The organism is Pseudomonas sp. TE21435 (genome assembly GCF_056279265.1).
Genome location: NZ_JBWBQZ010000001.1, coordinates 5,367,340 through 5,386,263 on the forward strand (window position 1 = coordinate 5,367,340; position 18,924 = coordinate 5,386,263).

Below are 18,924 nucleotides of genomic sequence, written 5' to 3' on the forward strand. Positions count from 1 at the left end.
TGTCAGTTCTCCAGTACGTCGAGCAGGCCGAGGGGCAGGGGGACGTCCATCACCCGGTCGAACAACCAATAGAGGAAGATGCTCATGCCCACCACCACGATGGCGCTGTGCAGCCAGCGGCCACCGTACAGGCGGGCCATGGGCAGGCCGACCAGGATGGCGCTGAGGATGAAGCCCAGCGCCTCGAAGGTGGCGGCGAAGACGATCAGCAGGCCGACGCAGGCGGCGATCTTGATCAGGGTCTCGCGGTCCAGTTCCGGTTCGTCGTCCTTGCGCACGATGGGCGTGGGGCGAATGGCCAGGTACAGCAGGCCCAGGCTCATCAGGCCAAGCATCAGCAGCGGGTAGGCGCGTGGGCCCACCGGTTCGTAGGAGAAGGCGGCCTGGTAGGGCCAGGCCATCACGGCCAGCACGGCGCACAGCGCCAGCAGGACGAGGGCGAAGAGGCGTTGCAGGATCATGGAATAAATCCTCATGGTCGAAGAGCGGGGCGTGGGAGCGGGCTTGCCCCGCGATGGGGCATCGCGGGGCAAGCCCGCTCCCACGGGGTCGATGCTTACTGGATCAACCCGAACTCACGGGCCAATGCCTTGTAGTCAGCCACCTGCTTCTTCACATAGCCGTCCAGCTCTTCGCCGGTCATGGCGAACGGGAACAGTTCGCGCTGGTCACGCAGCTTGGCGAACTCCTCGGAGGCCAGCAGCTTGTCGAACGAGGCCTTCCACCAGGCATAGTCCTCGTCGCTGACCTTCGGCCCGAGGTAGAAACCGCGCACCACCGGCCAGACGATGTCGTAGCCCTGCTCCTTGGCGGTGGGGATGTCTTTCATCTCCGGCTCGTCCAGGCGGTTCTCGGAGAACACCGCGAGGATGCGCATGTTGCCGCTCTGGATGTGCGGCATGGAGTCGGAAATATCGGTGGAACCCACCTGGATATGCCCACCGAGCAGCGCGGTGGCGATCTCGCCGCCGCCTTCCAGGGCCACGTAGCGCAGGTCGCGCGGGTTGATGCCGGCGGCCTTGGCGATCAGCGCGGTCTGCATCCAGTCCTGGCTGCCGACGGTGCCGCCGGAGCCGATCACCACCTTGCTCGGGTCTTTCTTCAGGGCCGCGACCAGGTCATCGAGGGTCTTGTAGGGCGAGTCGCTCTTCACCGCGATGGCGCCATAGCTGGTGCCGACCGCCGCCAGCCATTTCACTGCGTTCTCGTCGAAGCGGCCGAACTTGCCCTGGGCCAGGTTCAGCAGCGAACCGCTGGACCAGGCCACCAGGGTGCCGGCATCGCCTGGCCGCTGGGCAACCACGGCGTTGTAGGCTACCGCGCCGACACCGCCGGGCATGTAGGTCACGCGCATGGGCTTGCTGAGGATCTTCTCGTTGACCAGGGCGCTCTGCACCAGCTTGCAGGTCAGGTCGAAACCGCCGCCGGGCGAGGCCGGCGCGATGCATTCGGGGCGTTTGGGTTCGGCGGCCAGGGCGTTGCCGGCCAGCAGCAGGCAGCCGGTGGCCAGGACGAGGCGGCGCAGTGAAAATGTCATCGTCTATCTCCGTGAGCGTTGTTGTTATGGGTTACCACAGAGCCACGCTGTAGCTCACCAGCAGCCGCACCTCGTCCGCGTCGCGGGCGAAGTTGGAGCGGAAGGTGGCGTTGCGCAGGCGCACGGCGACGTTTTTCAACGGGCCGCTTTGTACCACGTACTTCAGTTCGGTGTTGCGTTCCCACTCCTTGCCCTCGCCGCCGGCGGCGCGGCTGACGTTGTCGCCGCTGATGTAGCGGGTCATGAAGGTCAGGCCGGGGATGCCGAGGGCGGCGAAGTTGTAGTCGTAGCGTGCCTGCCAGGAGCGCTCGTCGGCGCCTGCGAAGTCATTGATCTGGACGAAGTTGACCAGGTAGGGGTCGGCGCCGTCGACGTAGGGGAAGGCGCTGTCGCCTGTGAGCTGCTGCCAGGCGCCGCTGACCTTGTGCCCGCCCAGGGTGTAGCTGAACATGCCGTTGAAGGTGGTGTTGTCGATCTTGCCGGCCTTGGCCGCGCCGGCATCGTCGCTGATCGCCAGGCGCAGGTCGGCGCCCAGGGTGCCCGGGCCCCACGGCTGGGTGGCGAGCATGCCGATGAAGTGCTGGCGGTAGATGTCGTCGAGCTGGGCGAAGTGGTAGCTGCCGGTGATGCGGTCGGTAAACTGGTAGTCCAGGCCGCCGGTGTCGAAATGGTCGGCGCTGAAAGTGCCGCCGAAGCGACTGTTCTTGTTGTTGAGGGCCAGGTCTTCCCAGTTGGTGTCGTTGCGGTCCTTGGCTTTTTCCAGGCGGGCGCCGGTGAAGGTCAGGCCTTTGATCTCCTTCGAGGTGACCAGGCCGCCTTCGAAGGTCTGCGGCAGGATGCGCCCGTCGTTGGGCTGCAGCGTGGGCAGCTCGGGGATCAGCGTGCCGACCTTCAGTTCGGTCTGCGAGACCTTGACCTTGCCGGTCAGGCCGAGCTTGGAGTATTCGTCGGCAGCCTTGCCGTTGTCGTGGGTCGGCAGCAGGCCGGTGTCGGTGCGGTCCTTGCTGGAGTCGAGCTTGACCCCGAGCATGCCCAGCGCGTCCAGGCCGAAGCCCACGGTGCCTTCGGTATAGCCGGACTCGAAGTTGAGCATGAAACCCTGGGCCCATTCGTCGCGCTTGGATTGCTGCGCGCTGGTGCCGTCGCGGAAGTCGCGGTTGAAGTACATGTTGCGGGTTTCGAAGGTGGCCGTGCTGTCTTCGAAGAAGGCGGCCTGGCTCATGGGCGCGACACCGGCAAGGGCGAAGGCGCTGGCGAGGGCGGAAGGTCGGGCGGCCAGGGAACGGATAGGCGCGTACGCCTGCGGCTGCATGGACAGCATCGTCGGTGACTCCATTTATTGTTCTTATGTGTTTGCACCTTGCTGGTGCTTTTTGCGGCGCGCGGGGCAGCCGTGGTGCGATGCTAGGTAACCAACCTTTCGCTAACCTTTCAGCGTGAAAGGTTTGTTGCGAGGGCTTCACAGCACTCGCCACGGCGGTACACTCCGCGCAAAAAGCCCACCCGAACAGGGAGAATCCGATGCGTGTGCTGCTGGTCGAAGACCACCTGCAACTGGCCGAAAGCGTGGCCCAGGCCCTCAAGAGCCAGGGCCTGACCGTGGACGTGCTGCATGACGGCGTGGCCGCCGACCTGGCCCTGGCCAGCGAGGACTATGCCGTGGCGGTGCTGGATGTCGGCCTGCCGCGCATGGACGGCTTCGAGGTGCTGGCGCGCCTGCGCAGTCGCGGCAAGACCTTGCCGGTGCTGATGCTCACCGCCCGCAGCGATGTGAAGGACCGGGTGCATGGATTGAACCTCGGTGCTGACGACTACCTGGCCAAACCCTTCGAGCTGACCGAGCTGGAAGCAAGGGTCAAGGCCTTGCTGCGGCGCAGCGTGCTCGGCGGCGAGCGCCAGCAGCGTTGCGGCCCGCTGGTCTATGACCTGGATACCCGGCGCTTCGGCCTGGATGGCGAGCCGCTGACCCTGACCCAGCGCGAACAGAGCGTGCTCGAGGCGCTGATTGCCCGCCCTGGCCGGGTGATGAGCAAGGAGCAGCTGGCGGCCCAGGTGTTCGGCCTCGACGAGGAGGCCAGCCCCGACGCCATCGAGATCTACATTCACCGCCTGCGCAAGAAGCTCGACGGTCACCCGGTGGCCATCGTCACCTTCCGTGGCCTGGGCTACCTGCTCGAGCACCGCGATGCGTGACAACGGCAGCCTGCGCGGGCGCCTGCTGGGCAACCTGGCGTTGCTGCTGGTGGTGCTGATGCTGGCCAGCGGCCTGAGCGCTTACTGGAATGGCCGCGAAGCCGCCGACACCGCCTATGACCGGACCCTGCTGGCGTCGGCGCGGACCATCGCTGCCGGCCTGTCGCAGCGCGACGGCACCCTCAGCGCCGATGTGCCCTACGTGGCCCTGGACACCTTCGCCTATGACAGCGCCGGGCGCATCTACTATCAGGTGCTGGACATCCACCAGAAGCTCATCTCCGGCTACGAGCACCTGCCCCCGCCACCGCCGGGCACGCCGCGCACCGACGACTACCCGGCACTGGCGCGTTTCTACAATGCCACCTACCTGGGTCAGGACGTGCGTGTGGTCAGCCTGCTCAAGGCGGTGAGCGAACCGAACATGAACGGCATGGCCGAGATTCGCGTGGCCGAGACCGAGGAGGCGCGGGTGCGCATGGCCCGCGGGCTGATGGCCGACACCCTGCTGCGCCTGGGGATGCTGGCCTTCGGCGCGCTGATGATGGTGTGGTTCGCGGTGAGCGCCGCCCTGCGTCCCCTGGAGCGCTTGCGCACGGCGGTGGAAGAGCGCCAGCCGGACGACCTGCGCGCCTTGCCGGTGGTACAGGTGCAGCGCGAACTGGGGCCGCTGGTGCGTGCCCTCAACCATTTCACCGAGCGGCTGCGTGGCCAGTTCGAGCGCCAGGCGCAGTTCATCGCCGATGCCGCCCATGAGCTGCGCACGCCGCTGGCGGCGCTCAAGGCGCGGGTCGAGCTGGGCCTGCGTTCACGGGAGCCGGAGGAGTGGCGCAAGACCCTGGAGGCGGCGGCCCAGGGCACGGACAGGCTTACCCACCTGGCCAACCAGCTGCTGTCTTTGGCGCGGGTGGAGAACGGCGCCCGGGCCATCGCCGAGGGCGGTGCCCAGCGCCTGGACCTGAGCCAGCTGGCCCGCGAGCTGGGCATGGCCATGGCGCCGCTGGCCCATGCCCGCGGCGTTGCCCTGGCGCTGGAGGCCGAGGCGCCGGTTTGGCTCAAAGGTGAGCCGACCTTGCTTAACGAACTGCTCAGCAACCTGGTGGACAATGCCCTGGCCCACACCCCACCCGGCGGAGACGTCGTGCTGCGGGTGCTGGCGCCGGCGGTACTTGAAGTCGAGGACGATGGGCCAGGGATTCCGCAGGATGAGCGTGAGCGGGTGTTCGAGCGCTTCTACCGGCGCAGCGCCCAGGGCAGCGGGCTGGGGCTGGCCATCGTCGGCGAGATCTGCCGGGCGCACCTGGCGCAGATCAGCCTGCATGACGGCGAGCGCGGCGGGTTGAAGGTGCGGGTGAGTTTTATCGCGGATTGATGTCGGCTATCGCGGGGTTTGTCCCGCGATCAGCCCTGTCGATTCAGCGCAACATGCTCCGCGCATCCAGCAGTTCGGCGATATCCAGCTCGGTGCCATAGGGCAGCCCCAGATGCCGGTAGGCGGGCAGGGCGGCCAGTGGCCGGATGCGCTCGCGCTGGCAGATGCAGCGGGCGATCTGGACGATATCGATGTAGTCGATCTGGTCGGTGCGCCGGTCCAGGTCCTGCACCTGGCTGGGCAGGCTGACCAGTTGCTCGGGAAACTCCCAGGCGCTAAGAATCTTGTCGCCCAGCACCGGCTGGATCTGTTCGATCACGAAATGCAGGCAGATCGGGTCGGAGAGCAACTCGTTGTGCTCCTCGGCATAGATCAGCACCGGCAACGCGCCGATCTGGTGCACCAGGCCGCCGAGGGTGGCCTGGTCGGGCTTGAGCTGGGTGTAGCGTCGGCACAGTTCATAGCTGATGCCTGCCACATCCAGGCTGTTGGCCCAGATATCACGCAGCTTGTGTTCAACCGCCGGGGCGCGGGCATGGAAGATCTGCTCGATCACCAGGCCGATGGCCAGGTTGCAGCTGTAGTTGATGCCCAGGCGCGTGATCGCGGTGTGCAGGTCGGTGACTTCGACGGCGGCGCGCAGCAACGGGCTGTTGACCACCTTGATCAGGCGTGCCGACAGGGCGGCGTCGCGGCCGATCACCTTGCTCAAGGCGGACACGCTGATCTCGCTGTCTTCGGCGGCTTCGCGAATGCTCAGGGCGACTTCCGGAAGCGTCGGCAGGACCAGGTCGTCCCGGTCGATGGCGGCGAGCAATTGCGCTTGGACCTTCTCGGCCAGCTTGTTCATGGACTTCTCTACGGCAAAGGTGGTGCAGCCCCGGCGTAACGCCGGGGCGGGCTGGTCAGCGCTGGATTTCCCGGTCGCGGTCCAGTTCGTAAGGCAGGTCGAGCAGCGTCAGGCGCGGGCCTTCCAGGCTGCCCAAGTGCAGGTTGTCGTCCGCCACGGCATCGGCGCTGAGCACGGCCAACAGTTCGACGGCGCTGCCGGTGCTGGCAGCGATCACCACCTCTCCGACCGACGAGCCGTGTGTCGGCGAGAAGATCTCGGCGCCCGGCTCGGGTACCGCTGTCTCGGCCAGCGCCAGGCGATACTGGCGGCGTTTGAGCTTGCCCAGGTACTGCATGCGGGCGACGATCTCCTGGCCGGTGTAGCAACCCTTCTTGAAGCTCACGCCATCGACGGCCTGCAGGTTGATCATCTGCGGGATGAACAGCTCGCGGGTCGGGCCCATGACCTGGCCGATGCCGGCGCGCACCTGGCCAAGCAGCCAGTCGTTGAGCGTGCCCTCTGGCAGCGCGGCGGCGAGCGTCCCGCGCACGGCGCTGGCCCGGTCGGCAGGCGCCCACAATTCGACCCGCCCGGCCGAGGCGCGGATGGCGATCAGGCCATCATGACGTGCGGTCGCGCCGGCCTCGTCCGCCACGCTCAGGCTCAGCGCCTGCAGGGCCGCGTCGCCGTGCTGCAGGCCGAAGCGCACCCAGGCGGCGCTGTCGTCGCTCAGCGTGGCCTTGGAGAACACCGCGTACTTCTTCAGGTCGGCCAGTTGCGCCTCGAGCAGCTCGCTGGCCATGGCCAGCAGGTAGCCATTGCCCTCGGGCAGGATACGGAAACTAGACTGCATGCGGCCCTTGACCATGCAGCGGGCACCGAGGCTCGCATGGGCTTCGCTGAGGTAGCTGATATTGCAGGTCAGTTGACCCTGCAGGAACTTGCCGGCGTCGGAGCCGCGGACGGCGAGGATGCCCTCATGGGAGAGGGAACAGAAGAAAGCGGAATCGGCCATGGGTCATCGCGGTAGCTAAAGACTGGCGGCCATCATAGAACGCCGGTAACAAAATAGGTAGGTGAGTAGACCAACGCCTTGTGCCGCTTCATTCGCTGCGCGGTATACTGCGCGACCATTCGAGGAGGGCCCCATGGTCGAACAAACTGAACTCAATCGGCTTTTCTGGCACAGCCGTCGCGGCATGCTGGAACTGGACGTGCTGCTGGTACCGTTCACCCAGGAGGTCTACCCGAGCCTGAGCGAAGCGGACCGCGAGCTGTACCGTCGCCTGCTGACCTGCGAGGACCAGGACATGTTCGGCTGGTTCATGGAGCGCAGCGAGTCCGAAGATCCGGAGTTGCAGCGCATGGTCCGCATCATCCTGGACCGTGTCCAGCCCAAGTGAAGCATTCGAGTGCCGTTGGCAGGGCTCGCGCCTGCTGCTGACGGCCTATCTCGCCTGCCAGGCGCTGGCGCTCATCGCCAGCGTTGTGGTCGCGTTGCCCGGTTGGCCAAAGGGCCTGCTGGTCATTGCCTGTCTCGCCCACGCCTGTTGGGCCATCCCCCGCCGGATCCTGCTGTCCCACCCTGGCGCCGTCACCGGCCTGCGTCGTGAGCCGCGTGGCTGGCATATATACAGTCGTGCCCGGGGTTGGCAACCGGTGCGCCTGTGCCGTGACAGCGTTGCCTTGCCCGCGGTGGTAGTGCTGCGCTTCGTGCGCAAGGGGCAATGGTTCAGCCAGAGCCAGTGCATCCCCAAGGACGCCCTGGCGCAGGAACAGCATCGAAGGCTGCGGGTGCGGCTGAAGTTCAGCCGGCGCCGCTGGGCCGCGCCGGCCTGAAGGGTCAGACCCCCTGCGGGATCTCTTCGCCGCCGAGTGCTTCGAACAGCACCGGCAGGAACTCGGTGAAGGTCATCATCATCAGCAGGAAGCTGGCGTCGAACTGTTGCTGGGCCTCGTCACCACCGTCCTGCTCGGCCTGCTCTTGCAGCAGTTCCTCGAACTTCAGGCGCTTGATCACCATCTTGTCGTCGAGCACGAACGACAGTTTGTCCTGCCAGGCCAGGGCCAGTTGGGTGACCACCTTGCCGGTGCTCAGGTGCAGCTGGATTTCCTCGCCGGTCAGGTCCTGACGCTTGCAGCGCACGATGCCACCGTCTTCGGCGGTGTCGCGCAGTTCGCATTCGTCGAGGACGTAGAAACCTTCGGCGGCCTGTTGCGACTTGACCCAGTCGGTCATGGTCGCGCTTGGCGCGATCTTCACGGTGGCCGGGCGCACCGGCAGCGAACCGATCACTTCACGCAGGGTCGACAGCAGGTCCTCGGCGCGCTTGGCGCTGGCCGAGTTGACCAGGATCATGCCCAGGCGCGGGGCGATGGCGGCGAAGATCATCGAACGACGAATGAAAGCGCGCGGCAGGAAGGCCTGGATGATCTCGTCCTTGATCTGGTCGCGTTCCTTCTTGTAGACCTTGCGCATCTGCTCGGCCTCGATCTCCTCGACCTTCTCCTTGACCGCGTCGTTGACCACGCTGCTGGGCAGGATGCGCTCTTCTTTACGTGCGGCGATCAGCATGAATTCGCCACTGACGTGAACCAGGGGGGCATCCTCGCCCTTGCCGAACGGTGCGACGAAACCGTAGGTGGTCAGTTCCTGGCTGGCGCAGGGGCGGGCCGGCTTGCTGGCCAGGGCGGCCTCCAGGGCCTCGGCCTCGAACGGTACTTCCTGGGTCAGGCGATAGGACAGCAGGTTCTTGAACCACATGAGGGGGAATCTCTCCTTAATACATAAGGCGGGCATTATTCTCCGAGCGACGGTTCCAGGCCAACCCTGTCAGAGGGCCAGCAGTCCTATATAGAGGAAGAAAATCGCGGCGCGGCTAGGTCTTTGAAAGACCTGGAAATTTTTTTCAAATATTTTGAAAAAAGTGCTTGCCAGGGTAGGAGGTCCTCCGTAGAATGCGCGCCACACCGAGACGAAGGGTGATTAGCTCAGCCGGGAGAGCATCTGCCTTACAAGCAGAGGGTCGGCGGTTCGATCCCGTCATCACCCACCACTCGATGTATAGCGCGGCGGTAGTTCAGTCGGTTAGAATACCGGCCTGTCACGCCGGGGGTCGCGGGTTCGAGTCCCGTCCGCCGCGCCATATTAAGCTTCCAGGGCCCACTGAACACCCGGAAGCAACAGAGAAAGCGACCTTAGGGTCGCTTTTTTTGTTTCTGGCGTTGCGTCAGAATCCCCTGTCCGCCGCAACTGGCCAGCAGGCCTTGCGCCGGTTCCTACCGCAAGCAAGAGACCGACCATGCAGGATGCCAGCCTCTCTCCCGCTCCGACACACACCACTCCCTTGCTGGGAATCGACCTGGGTACCACCAACAGCCTGATCGCCGTCTGGCAGGATGGCGAAGCGCGGCTGATCGCCAATGCCCTGGGCGAGGTGCTGACGCCGTCGGTGGTCAGCGTCGATGACGATGGCAGCATCCTCGTCGGCCAGGCCGCCCGGGCGCGCCTGACCACGCACCCTCAACGTACCGCCGCGGCGTTCAAGCGCTTCATGGGCAGCGACAAGCGTTACGCCCTGGGCGAACACCGTTTCACCCCTGAAGAGCTGTCGGCGCTGGTGCTGGGTTCGCTCAAGCAGGACGCCGAGGCCTATCTGGGCTGCCCGGTGAGCGAGGCGGTGATCTCGGTGCCGGCCTATTTCAGCGACGAGCAGCGCAAACGCACGGTGTTCGCGGCCGAACTGGCCGGGCTCAAGGTCCAGCGGCTGATCAACGAACCCACCGCCGCCGCGATGGCCTACGGCCTGCATGAGCAGAAGTTCGAGCGCACCCTGGTGTTCGACCTGGGCGGTGGCACCTTCGACGTCACGGTACTGGAGTACGCCCTGCCGTTGATCGAGGTGCATGCCTCTACCGGAGACAACTACCTGGGCGGCGAGGATTTCACCGAGGCGCTGCTGCAGGCCTGCCTGCGTGACTGGAGTCTCAAGGCCGAAGACCTGGAGCCCCAGGCCCTGGCCAGCCTGCACGACGCCATCGAGCAGCTCAAGTGCGAAGTGGGCGAGGGCAGTCGCACCTTTGCCTGGAGCATGGATGGCCAGCCCCGCGAGTGGCAGCTGGACGACCAGAAGCTGCAGGCGATCTGGGCGCCCTTGCTGACACGGGTACGCACTCCCATCGAACAGGCCCTGCGTGATGCCCGCTTGAGCCCGCGCGAGCTGGACAGCCTGGTGCTGGTCGGCGGCGCCACGCGCATGCCGCAGGTGCAGCAACTGGTGGCCAAGCTGTTTGGGCGCCTGCCGTACCGGCACCTGGACCCGGATACCATCGTTGCCCTCGGCGCCGCCAGTCAGGCGGCGTGCAAGGCCCGCGACGCGGCCATCGACGAACTGATCCTGACCGATGTCTGCCCCTACACCCTTGGCGTGGCCTCGTCCCGGGGCGAGGATGTCACTGGTGCCTTCTCGCCGATCATCGAGCGCAATACGATCATCCCCACGTCCAAGGTGCAGCGTTTCTACAGCAGCCACCCGGAACAGAAGTTCGTGCGCATCGCCGTGTACCAGGGCGAGCGGCCATGGGTGCGGGACAACATCCTGGTGGACAGTTTCGAGATTCCGTTGCAGCCGACCGGCGAGATCCAGTCGCTGGACGTGCGCTTCAGCTACGACATCAACGGCCTGCTGGAAGTGGACGTGACCTTCCTCGAGAGCGGCCAGAAGCACAGCCACAGTATCGACCGCAGCCCCACCGGGCTGGATGCGCAGGCACGCCAGGCCAGTGAGGAACGCCTGGCAAAATTGAAGATCCACCCACGTGACACGCTGCCCAACCGCACTTTGCTGGCCCGCCTGGAGCGAGCCTGGATGCAGAGCCTGGGCGACGAGCGCGAGCTGATCGGCAGCTGGCTGGACGCCTTCAATGCCGTGCTGGCCGGGCAGCAGGCCGGCGAGATCAGCCGTGAGCGCCAGGCATTGTGCCAGGCGCTCGACGAGCTGCGTTACTGAGCGTTGAGCCGGCGCAGGGTGGCCTGCAGGCCGCCTTCCAGCGGCTGCCCTTTGCCGGGTACCGGGCCGTAACGGTTTGGCAGCTTGTCGCCGGGCAGGCCCAGCAGCACCAGTGACGAGAACGGCAGCACGCGGGTCAGCACCATCACCAGCAGCAGTGCCGGCACGCCGTGGCCGAGGTCGCGCAGGCGACGCAGGAAGCCGCTGATCGACAAGACGCTGATCACCACCAACATCGCCGGGATATGGAGCATCAGGCTGGCGCCCAAGGCGATGATTGCCACGTGCACGGCCAGGCCCGTACGGTTCAGTCGACTCTTGAGCTTCCAGAACGCCCACATCGGCGCCGGCGGTTCCTTGATCATGTCCAACAGCAGGCGTTCGCTCCATGACAGCACGGCCATGATCGCGCAGCGCAGGCCGGGGTCCTGTTCCGGGTCGTCCTTGACCTTTTGCAGGGCGCGCAGCAGCCGGGTCTTGGGTGGGGTGCAAGTGTTCAGCAGGCGGTGTAGCGCATCCAGTACGTCGTCGACCGTGCGGCTGTCGAGGCCTTGCGCGCGTACCGCGGCAGCCGGCGGATGCTTGGCCTGGCCGTTCAGCAGCCCCCGGCGCAGCGCTTCGAACCAGTCGTCTTGCAGGTCCAGCGCCTGCATGCGGTCGCGCAACGCGCAGCGCTGTGGTTCGTCCAGCGACGGATCATGGTGCAGCACTGCGCAGAACAGCAGGTAGCCCAGCGGATAATCGGTACGCAGTCCGCCGTCGTCGTTGTCCAGGCAAGCGAGCAGTTGCACGGCGTTGGGCAGGCGCGTGCTGTTGAGCGCCTGCTGCAAGGTCAGCAGGCGTGCCGAGATCAGGGCTTGTACCGGATCGCGGATATCCAGGCTGCCGAGCAGTCCACTGGCGCCTTCGGGGCTGGTCAGCAGTTGACAGAGCAGGGCGTGTGTCGGAGCGAACGGATGCTCGGCCGGGTAGTGCAACTGCCCGGGCAAGGCCGGATCGATCAGTGCCAGCCAACGTGAAGGTTGCTCCAGCAGGGCCAGCATGAACAGCTGCTGGCGGTGCCACTGCCACAGTGCCTCGCCCTCGGGCATCGAAGGTAACAGAACTCCGGCTTCGGCCAGGCGGTCTTGCAGTTGCAGGCCGAACGGGGTGGTGAACAGGCGGCGCATGTCGAACTGACGGTTGAGCGTGTGCAGGGCATGGGCCGGATAGACCCGCATGCGCCGCAGCCATTCACGGCAGACCGGGCGAATGGCATCCTCGGTCAGGGCCTCGGGCAAGGTAGCCGCCGGATCATCGCTGGCGCTGAGTTGCGTCAGCGCCTGGACCACGGGAGCCTGATCGAGCCAATGCAACTGCTGGCTCGCCTGGCGCTGGAAGCCCTCGAGGATCAGCGCGTCGAGGGCGTCCTCGGCCGGTGGCTGGGCGAGGACCAGGCGCAGCAAACCGGCCTCGCCGCGCTGCAGGGCCCAGGCATGCCAATACAAGCGGTGCAGATTGTGCTCCGGCTGCTCCTGCAGCAGCCAGGCCAGCAGCGGCAGTTCGTCGTCACCGTCCAGATGCCAGTCGACGAAGGTGCTGGCGATGCCGTCCAGCTTCAGGCGCGAGGCTTCGGACCACCGCGCCAGGGTCTGCGGTGACTGCCCCGGGCTGCCCCAGGCCTGGGCCGGGTCGCCGAGGTTCTCGGGCCAGCCGGCTGGCGTATGCAAGCAGTCGAAGGCCTGGATCAGCAAGGGCAGACGCTGGGGTTGATGGCGGGCGCAGAGGTCGATCAGCCAGCGCTCGGCCTGTGGATGCTGGTGTTGGCGGTACAGCCGCAACCAGCAGTCCAGCGCTTGTTGCTCGGCCCCCAGGGCATCGGCCTGGCGGGCCAGCAGGTAGAGCAGGTCGGCATCGTCCGGGGTTTGCGCCTGTTGTGCCTGGAGCAGTCCGTGGAAGGTCCGGCTGGCGATGCCGGCCTGGCTGAACTGCACCAGCAGGCGCTGTACCAGCACCGAGTCATCCGGGATCGCCAGGCAGGTATGCACGCTGGCGAACTGCTCATACTCGAACAATGGGCGGTGCTGGTAACAGTACTCGAGGCTGCGGAAATACCACAGGCTCTCCATCTGCGCCGGGGCTGGCCAGTCGCGCATGCATGCGGTATCGAAGGGGTCCGGCTGCGCGAGACGGTCGAGGAAGGCTTCCACTTCGTGGGGGTTGTCCAGGCGCAGCAACTGGTCGGCCCAGCCCAGGCGCCGGGCTAGCAGGCCCGCGCAGTGATGGGACAGCGGCCCGCAGTCGCGCAGGGTGTGCAACAGCTGCCAGCCGAGGTCGTCCAGTTCGTCCAGTGGCAGTTCGTCCAGCTCGGCGATGAAGCCCTGCCAGGCTTGCGGGTCGAAGCGCAGCGACGGCTCCTCGAGCAGGCGATGGAAGTGCTGCAGTGTCGGATGTGGCGTGTCCTCGGCGACCGTTGGCTCGGCCTCGTGGGTTTCCTGCTCGCGGGCCAGGCGCAGCGCTTCCTCGTAGGCCGCGCGCAGGGCCTGGAAACCTTCCGGGTCGGTTTCCGGGTGGTGCGTGGGCAGGCGGCCGCGATAGGCCAGGCGGATGGCGTCCAGGTCCTGGGTCGGTTCGATCCCCAGGCGAATCCAGCAACTCATGACCAGCAGTCCTCTTCCAGGGTGGCGGGGCGCGGCGGCTCGGGCAGGTCCATGTCCCAGGGCAACCCGGCCAGCAACTCATGGGCGCCGAGGCGCAGGTTAAGCAGGATGCAGCGGTTCCAGTGCTCGCTGCCCTGGCGCTCGAGATCGGCGGCCAAGGTCTCGTCGCTGCTGTCGCTGACATTCCATAGCGCCTTGCCAAACAGGTAGCCGGCCAGGTAACAGTCCCAGCGGTTGTAGTAGTGGCGTGCGCGCAGCGCCAGGCGGTAGTGCAGGTAGAGGCTTTCGTCGCGGTCGATCAGGCCTTTCTTGACCCCGGCGCGCAGCAGGAAGCTCATGCGCCCCAGGTCCCAGGCTCGGGTGCCGCCCGGGCCACAGTCGGGGAAGGTGCGGGCGGCGTATTCGTGGCGGATGCGTTCGCGTGGGGGCAAGGTGTCGAGCAGGGCCTGCCACTGGCTGGGCAGGCAGCGCTGGTACTGCCAGTAGGCTTCGCTCATTTCGGTGGCGTGGCCGTTGTCGGCCATGTTCAGCATGTCCAGCAACTGGGCGCGGTCGCTGATCCCCCACCAGCGCTCCAGATCGGTCTGGTCTTCCCCTTCGAAGTAGTCGGGGGCGGTGTAGCTGGCGCCGTTGAGGGCGGCCATGGGGGCGGAGAGGGCATGCAGCCAGTGCTGCGCGGTTTCGTCCATGAAAGGGTCCTGGAGGCGCTGGGAACTGGCGGGGATTGTATAGGAATACGCGCGTCGGGTTGTCAGGGGTATGTCCCAAGCCGGTAAGCTTCGGCCACCTCCCGGAGCACCTCGCACAACCACTGCGCCGGCAGGCTCTGCGCCAGGGCCGCATTGCGGCAGATGCCCACCGAGCCGCCCGGCTCACGCACGCCCAGGTCGAGCTCGACCAGTTCTCCCCGCCCGAGGTCGATCAGCACGGCATCGCGCGGCGCCACCCAGACCGCCTCGCTGCCCAGCACGTAGCGCCTGCTCAAGGCCAGCGACAGAGTCTCCAGGCGCTGTGCCGGCAGCTGGATCGCGCATTGCACGAACAGGCTGTCGGCATGCCGGCGAATGGTTGTGCCTGGCGGTGGCAGCACCAGTGGATAGGCACCGACCTGCGTGCGATCAATAGGCTGAGCCGCCAGCAGCGGATGTCCGGGTCGCACCACCAGGGTCATCGACTCGCTGTACAGGTGCTCGAACGACAGCCCTTGGATCTGCGGGCTGTCGGTCATACGGCCTATCACCAGTTCCAGCTCGCCAAGGTGCAACTGCCCGAGCAGCTGGGCGCTGGCCCCGGTCACCACGCTGATTACCAATGCCTCGTGCTGCTGGTGCAAGCGGCACAGCACCTCGGGCATCAGTAACCCTTCGACAGTCGACAGCACGCCAATACGCACCTGCGACGGCGCCCGCGCTTCCCCTCGCACGCTGCCGACCCCGTCACGCAGCGCTTGCACGCTGGGGCCGGCATAGCGCATGAAGCGGGTACCGGCCGGGGTCAGGGCGACGCCCTGGTGGCTGCGCTCGAACAGGCGAGCTTCCAGCAGATCCTCCAGCTCCTTGAGGGTCTTGGAGATCGCAGGCTGGCTGATCGCCAGCACGTCGGCGGCCCTGGCCAGGCTGCCCTGTCGGGCAATCTCCAGGAAGCACAGCAGATGGCGGAACTTGATGCGGGTATCGAGGTTCATGCCGGGCAGTGTATCCGTGCGGGCCAGACCTGCAACGTCCGGGTGATCTTCGTCGGCGGACGGCGGTTCCTCCCTTGCAGGCAAAGCCCCGAACCTTTAGCGTGTGCCGCTTCGATGCATGGAGCTGCGCAATGGCCGCCTACCTGACCCAGGACCTGGTCCTTGAACTGGGCGATGAAACGCCCGAAGACACCACCATGAACATGCTGACCTTCCGTCAGCGTGGCACCACCCTGGTGATCGCCCGCAGTCCGCTGGCTGCCGGGCAGACGCTGGAGGCGCTTTACCAGCAGCAACTGGCGCAGTTGCGTGAGCGCCTTGGGGCGGTCATCAGCGACCCACTGCCGGTCAGCGCCGGCGTCGATCGTGCCATTCACGGCTTGGAAGTCAGCCTGCAGTTCAAGCGCGGCGAAGTGGTCTCGTATCAACGTCAGTTGGCCTACACGCCAAGCGGGCAGGCCCGTTTCGTGGCGGTCAGCTATAGCAAGGAAACACCGCTGGAAGCGGTCGATCTTGCCCATTGGGAAGCCATCAAGGCAGGCTTGCGGCTGAACTGACCCGGGCGGATTCGAGGCTGTACCTTGATCTCACTGACGTCGGGTGATCGAGCTGTACCTGGCCGTGTCATATGAGCCTCAGCCCCAATTCGACCGTCACCCCACGGATACGCACCGGCCACACTGGCAAGTGCTGTGTCGGATCCTCCAGGCACGCGCCGTCCTGCAGGCAGAAATGCTGCTTGTAGAGCGGTGCCACCACCACCACCGTTGCTCCCAGGCTGGCCAGCAGTCCACGGCCGATGGTGTTCGCGCCTGAGCGTGGGTCGCGGTTGCCGACGGCATACAGCTCCCGCCCTTGTCCCGGCACGTAGAACAACGCCACCTGCTCGCCCTCGTGCCACACCACCACCCCGGAGTCGGCGACCAGGTCGCTGGCCTGGCACACCGCCTGCCAGCGGGTTTCACTTGCTACAGCCGTGTTGGACAGGTTCATCACATTGCCTCCTCATGGGTGGGAATCAACTGCGGGGGCGCCGCCGGCCGGCGTTGGCCACGCTCGCGCACGAAGTGCACATCGGGATCGCCGCGTTGGTCATTGACGAAGGTGCGGAAGCGCTTGAGCTTTTCCGGATCGCCCAAGGCGTTGGCCCATTCGCATTCGTAACGGTCGACCACCTGCTGCATCTGCGTCTCGAGTTCGCGGGCCAGGCCCAGGCTGTCGTCGATTACCACCTGTTTGAGGTAGTCGAGCCCGCCCTCGAGGCCCTCGCGCCACACCGAGGTGCGCTGCAGTTTGTCGGCGGTGCGGATGTAGAACATCAGCACGCGGTCGATCAGGCGCACCAAGGTCTCGTCGTCCAAGTCGGTGGCGAACAGTTCGGCGTGGCGTGGGCGCATGCCGCCATTGCCGCACACGTAGAGATTCCAGCCCTTGTCGGTGGCGATCACGCCAATGTCCTTGCTTTGCGCCTCGGCGCATTCGCGGGTGCAGCCAGACACCGCGAACTTGAGCTTGTGCGGCGCGCGCAGGCCCTTGTAGCGGTCCTCCAGGCGCAGCGCCATGGCCACGCTGTCCTGCACGCCATAGCGGCACCAGGTGCTGCCGACGCAAGATTTCACCGTGCGCGTCGACTTGCCGTAGGCGTGCCCGGTCTCGAAGCCGGCGGCGATCAGCTCGCCCCAGATCAGCGGCAGTTCGTGCAACTGGGCACCGAACAGGTCGATGCGCTGGCCGCCGGTGATCTTGGTATAGAGGTCGTACTTCTTTGCCACCTGGCCGATCACGATCAGTTTTTCCGGGGTGATCTCGCCGCCGGGGATGCGCGGCACCACCGAGTAGGTGCCGTTCTTCTGCATGTTGGCCATGAAGGTGTCGTTGGTGTCCTGCAGCGGTACCAGCGCCGGGTCCATGATCGGCTGGTTCCAGCACGAGGCGAGGATGTTGCCCACCGCCGGCTTGCAGATGGCGCAACCCACCTGGCCTTTGCCATGGCGTTCGAGCAGCTCGTTGAAGGTGCGGATGCCTTCAACCCGCACCAGCCCGTAGAGCTCCTGGCGGGTGTAGGCGAAGTGTTCGCACAGGCTCTTGTCGACGGTCACGCCGCGGGCGCTCAGTTCGTGCTCGAACACGTGCTTGAGCAGCGCCGCGCAACCGCCGCAACCGCTGGCGGCCTTGGTGCATGCCTTGACGGCGGCGAGGTCGCCGCAGCCACTGTCGATGGCGGCGCACACCGCGCTCTTGCTGACGTTGTGGCACGAGCAGATGGTCGCGCTGTCGGGCAAGGCATCGGCGCCCAGCGCCGGCGCGCCGCAGCCTTGGGGCAGAATCAGCGCGGCCGGGTCGGCCGGTAGCTTGATGCCGTTCTGGGCGTATTGCAGCAGGGTGTCGTAGTAGCTGTTGTCGCCGACCAGCACCGCGCCAAGCACACGCTTGCCGCTGGCATCGACCACCAGGCGCCGGTAGGAGGCCGTGGCTTCGTCGATGAAGCGATAGCTGCGCGCCCCCGGCGTGACGCCCTGGGCATCGCCGATGGAGCCAACATCCACACCCAGCAGCTTGAGCTTGGTCGACATGTCGGCGCCGCTGAACTCGCTTGCCGACTCGCCCATCAACAGGGCTGCCAGGTTACGTGCCATGGCGTATCCCGGGGCGACCAGGCCGAACGCGCTGCCGCTCCACGAAGCGCATTCGCCGATGGCGAAGATGCGCGGGTCGCTGGAGCGGCACTGACCGTCGATCACCACGCCGCCGCGGGGGGCGATTGTAAGGCCGCAGGTTCGGCCCAGGGCATCCTGCGGACGGATGCCGGCGGAGAACACGATCAGGTCGGTTTCCAGGTGTTCGCCGCCGTCGAAATTCATGCGGTAGCGGTAGTGTTCGCCTGTGCTGATCGACTGGGTGGCGCGGGCCAGGTGCACGCCTACGCCCAGCGCCTCGATGCGCGCCTTGAGCGCCGCGCCGCCCTCGCTATCCAACTGGACTGGCATCAGCCGCGGCGCGAACTCCACCACATGCGCTTGCAGGCCTAGCGACTTGAGGGCGTTGGCGGCCTCGAGGCCGAGCAGGCCGCCGCCGACCACCACGCCGCGGCGGGCGCTGCCGGCGGCGGCGCGGATCGCATCGAGGTCTTCGAGGGTGCGATAGACCAGGCGCGCATTGCCGCTGGACCCTTCGATGGGCGGCACGAACGGATAGGAGCCGGTGGCCAGGATCAACTGTTCGTAGCCGAGGCGGCCTTCGGCGGTGATCACTTCCTGGCGTTCGCGATCAATATCCACTACCGCCTCGCCCAGGTGCAGGTGCACGCCGTTGCTCGCATAGTAGTCGCGGTCGCACAGGGCCAGGGTTTCGGCGCAACTGCCGGTGAAGTATTCCGAGAGGTGCACCCGGTCGTAGGCGCGCTGGCGCTCCTCGGCGAACACGTGCAGCTCGAAGCGCGCGCTGGCACCGCGTTCGATCAGCTGCTCGACGCAGTGATGGCCGACCATGCCGTTGCCGACGATGACCAGTCGCGCTCGTTGTGCTTCGTTCGCTGTTGCCTGCATAGCCGATCCTCGATCACGGAAAAACGAAAAAGGCGCCTGGAGCCGAAGCTCCAGGCGCCTTTGCCTGTACTCATCAGTGTCAGTCCCCTGGACGATCGCCGTTGATCGAGGGG

General features: G+C 66.2%; 17 protein-coding genes and 2 tRNA genes. 8 read left to right on the plus strand and 11 right to left on the minus strand.

Annotation, left to right across the window (positions count from 1 at the left end; translation table 11 throughout):
• Positions 1–2 precede the first annotated feature (2 nt).
• The 3 genes from ACZ9C1_RS24310 to ACZ9C1_RS24320 all read right to left on the minus strand — a co-directional run bounded on the left by ACZ9C1_RS24310 (position 3) and on the right by ACZ9C1_RS24320 (position 2,858).
• Complete coding sequence (locus tag ACZ9C1_RS24310) at positions 3–461, minus strand: tripartite tricarboxylate transporter TctB family protein (protein ID WP_046856876.1); 459 nt, start codon at positions 459–461, stop codon at positions 3–5.
• A 95-nt stretch (positions 462–556) separates the two neighbouring features.
• The gene (locus ACZ9C1_RS24315; RefSeq protein ID WP_046856875.1) at positions 557–1,537 is read right to left on the minus strand and encodes a Bug family tripartite tricarboxylate transporter substrate binding protein; all 981 of its coding nucleotides are present in this window, start codon (positions 1,535–1,537) and stop codon (positions 557–559) included.
• A gap of 31 nt (positions 1,538–1,568) precedes the next feature.
• On the minus strand, positions 1,569–2,858 hold the full coding sequence (locus ACZ9C1_RS24320; RefSeq protein WP_277503056.1) for an OprD family porin: 1,290 nt from the start codon (positions 2,856–2,858) through the stop codon (positions 1,569–1,571).
• Between the two features lie 200 nt (positions 2,859–3,058).
• Between ACZ9C1_RS24320 and ACZ9C1_RS24325 the strand changes: the two genes are divergently transcribed.
• Both ACZ9C1_RS24325 and ACZ9C1_RS24330 read left to right on the plus strand, forming a co-directional pair.
• Positions 3,059–3,730: a response regulator gene (locus ACZ9C1_RS24325; RefSeq protein WP_046856873.1), complete on the plus strand. Its 672-nt coding sequence runs from the start codon at positions 3,059–3,061 to the stop codon at positions 3,728–3,730.
• Positions 3,723–5,102, plus strand: a complete 1,380-nt coding sequence (locus ACZ9C1_RS24330) for a sensor histidine kinase (RefSeq protein WP_277503057.1) — start codon at positions 3,723–3,725, stop codon at positions 5,100–5,102. The genes ACZ9C1_RS24325 and ACZ9C1_RS24330 overlap by 8 nt, the downstream gene beginning before the upstream one ends.
• Positions 5,103–5,145: 43 nt before the next feature.
• Here ACZ9C1_RS24330 and ACZ9C1_RS24335 read toward each other — a convergent pair whose 3' ends face one another.
• Positions 5,146–5,952: an HDOD domain-containing protein gene (locus ACZ9C1_RS24335; protein ID WP_102681585.1), complete on the minus strand. Its 807-nt coding sequence runs from the start codon at positions 5,950–5,952 to the stop codon at positions 5,146–5,148.
• Between the two features lie 55 nt (positions 5,953–6,007).
• Positions 6,008–6,949, minus strand: a complete 942-nt coding sequence (gene ygfZ, locus ACZ9C1_RS24340) for a CAF17-like 4Fe-4S cluster assembly/insertion protein YgfZ (protein WP_110697716.1) — start codon at positions 6,947–6,949, stop codon at positions 6,008–6,010.
• 133 nt (positions 6,950–7,082) lie between these two features.
• Between ygfZ and ACZ9C1_RS24345 the strand changes: the two genes are divergently transcribed.
• Together ACZ9C1_RS24345 and ACZ9C1_RS24350 are read left to right on the plus strand one after the other, a co-directional pair.
• Positions 7,083–7,337, plus strand: a complete 255-nt coding sequence (locus ACZ9C1_RS24345; RefSeq protein ID WP_028690159.1) for an FAD assembly factor SdhE — start codon at positions 7,083–7,085, stop codon at positions 7,335–7,337.
• Positions 7,321–7,773 (plus strand): protein YgfX, encoded by a 453-nt coding sequence (locus ACZ9C1_RS24350; protein WP_277503058.1) that lies wholly within the window; start codon positions 7,321–7,323, stop codon positions 7,771–7,773. Before ACZ9C1_RS24345 ends, ACZ9C1_RS24350 begins: the two co-directional genes overlap by 17 nt.
• Before the next feature lie 4 nt (positions 7,774–7,777).
• Here the strand turns inward: ACZ9C1_RS24350 and rdgC are convergent, their stop codons facing one another.
• Positions 7,778–8,698, minus strand: coding sequence for a recombination-associated protein RdgC (gene rdgC / locus ACZ9C1_RS24355; RefSeq protein WP_023631647.1), 921 nt, complete (start codon positions 8,696–8,698; stop codon positions 7,778–7,780).
• 216 nt (positions 8,699–8,914) lie between these two features.
• On the opposite strand from rdgC, the gene ACZ9C1_RS24360 reads away from it, so the two are divergent.
• The 3 genes from ACZ9C1_RS24360 to ACZ9C1_RS24370 all read left to right on the plus strand — a co-directional run bounded on the left by ACZ9C1_RS24360 (position 8,915) and on the right by ACZ9C1_RS24370 (position 10,943).
• Positions 8,915–8,990 (plus strand) — tRNA-Val (locus tag ACZ9C1_RS24360).
• Positions 8,991–9,003: 13 nt separating this feature from the next.
• A tRNA-Asp gene (locus tag ACZ9C1_RS24365) sits at positions 9,004–9,080 on the plus strand.
• A gap of 156 nt (positions 9,081–9,236) precedes the next feature.
• Positions 9,237–10,943, plus strand: coding sequence for a molecular chaperone HscC (locus ACZ9C1_RS24370; RefSeq protein ID WP_476254458.1), 1,707 nt, complete (start codon positions 9,237–9,239; stop codon positions 10,941–10,943).
• Here the strand turns inward: ACZ9C1_RS24370 and ACZ9C1_RS24375 are convergent.
• From ACZ9C1_RS24375 to pcaQ, 3 genes are all read right to left on the minus strand, one after another.
• Positions 10,937–13,582 (minus strand): molecular chaperone DnaJ, encoded by a 2,646-nt coding sequence (locus ACZ9C1_RS24375; protein ID WP_457378014.1) that lies wholly within the window; start codon positions 13,580–13,582, stop codon positions 10,937–10,939. The genes ACZ9C1_RS24370 and ACZ9C1_RS24375 overlap by 7 nt on opposite strands.
• Complete coding sequence (locus ACZ9C1_RS24380; protein ID WP_102681590.1) at positions 13,579–14,271, minus strand: DUF1266 domain-containing protein; 693 nt, start codon at positions 14,269–14,271, stop codon at positions 13,579–13,581. The genes ACZ9C1_RS24375 and ACZ9C1_RS24380 overlap by 4 nt, the downstream gene beginning before the upstream one ends.
• A gap of 62 nt (positions 14,272–14,333) precedes the next feature.
• A complete protein-coding gene (gene pcaQ / locus ACZ9C1_RS24385) occupies positions 14,334–15,266 on the minus strand; it encodes a pca operon transcription factor PcaQ (protein ID WP_102681591.1) in 933 nt (310 codons plus the stop codon).
• 131 nt (positions 15,267–15,397) lie between these two features.
• Here pcaQ and ACZ9C1_RS24390 point away from each other — a divergent pair, with 131 nt between their 5' ends.
• Positions 15,398–15,823: a DcrB-related protein gene (locus ACZ9C1_RS24390; protein ID WP_102681592.1), complete on the plus strand. Its 426-nt coding sequence runs from the start codon at positions 15,398–15,400 to the stop codon at positions 15,821–15,823.
• 67 nt (positions 15,824–15,890) lie between these two features.
• Here ACZ9C1_RS24390 and nirD read toward each other — a convergent pair whose 3' ends face one another.
• Entirely contained in the window at positions 15,891–16,259 is a 369-nt protein-coding gene (nirD, locus tag ACZ9C1_RS24395) for a nitrite reductase small subunit NirD (RefSeq protein ID WP_102681593.1), read from the minus strand.
• The gene (gene nirB, locus ACZ9C1_RS24400) at positions 16,259–18,811 is read right to left on the minus strand and encodes a nitrite reductase large subunit NirB (RefSeq protein WP_476254459.1); all 2,553 of its coding nucleotides are present in this window, start codon (positions 18,809–18,811) and stop codon (positions 16,259–16,261) included. Before nirB ends, nirD begins: the two co-directional genes overlap by 1 nt.
• Positions 18,812–18,924 lie beyond the last annotated feature (113 nt).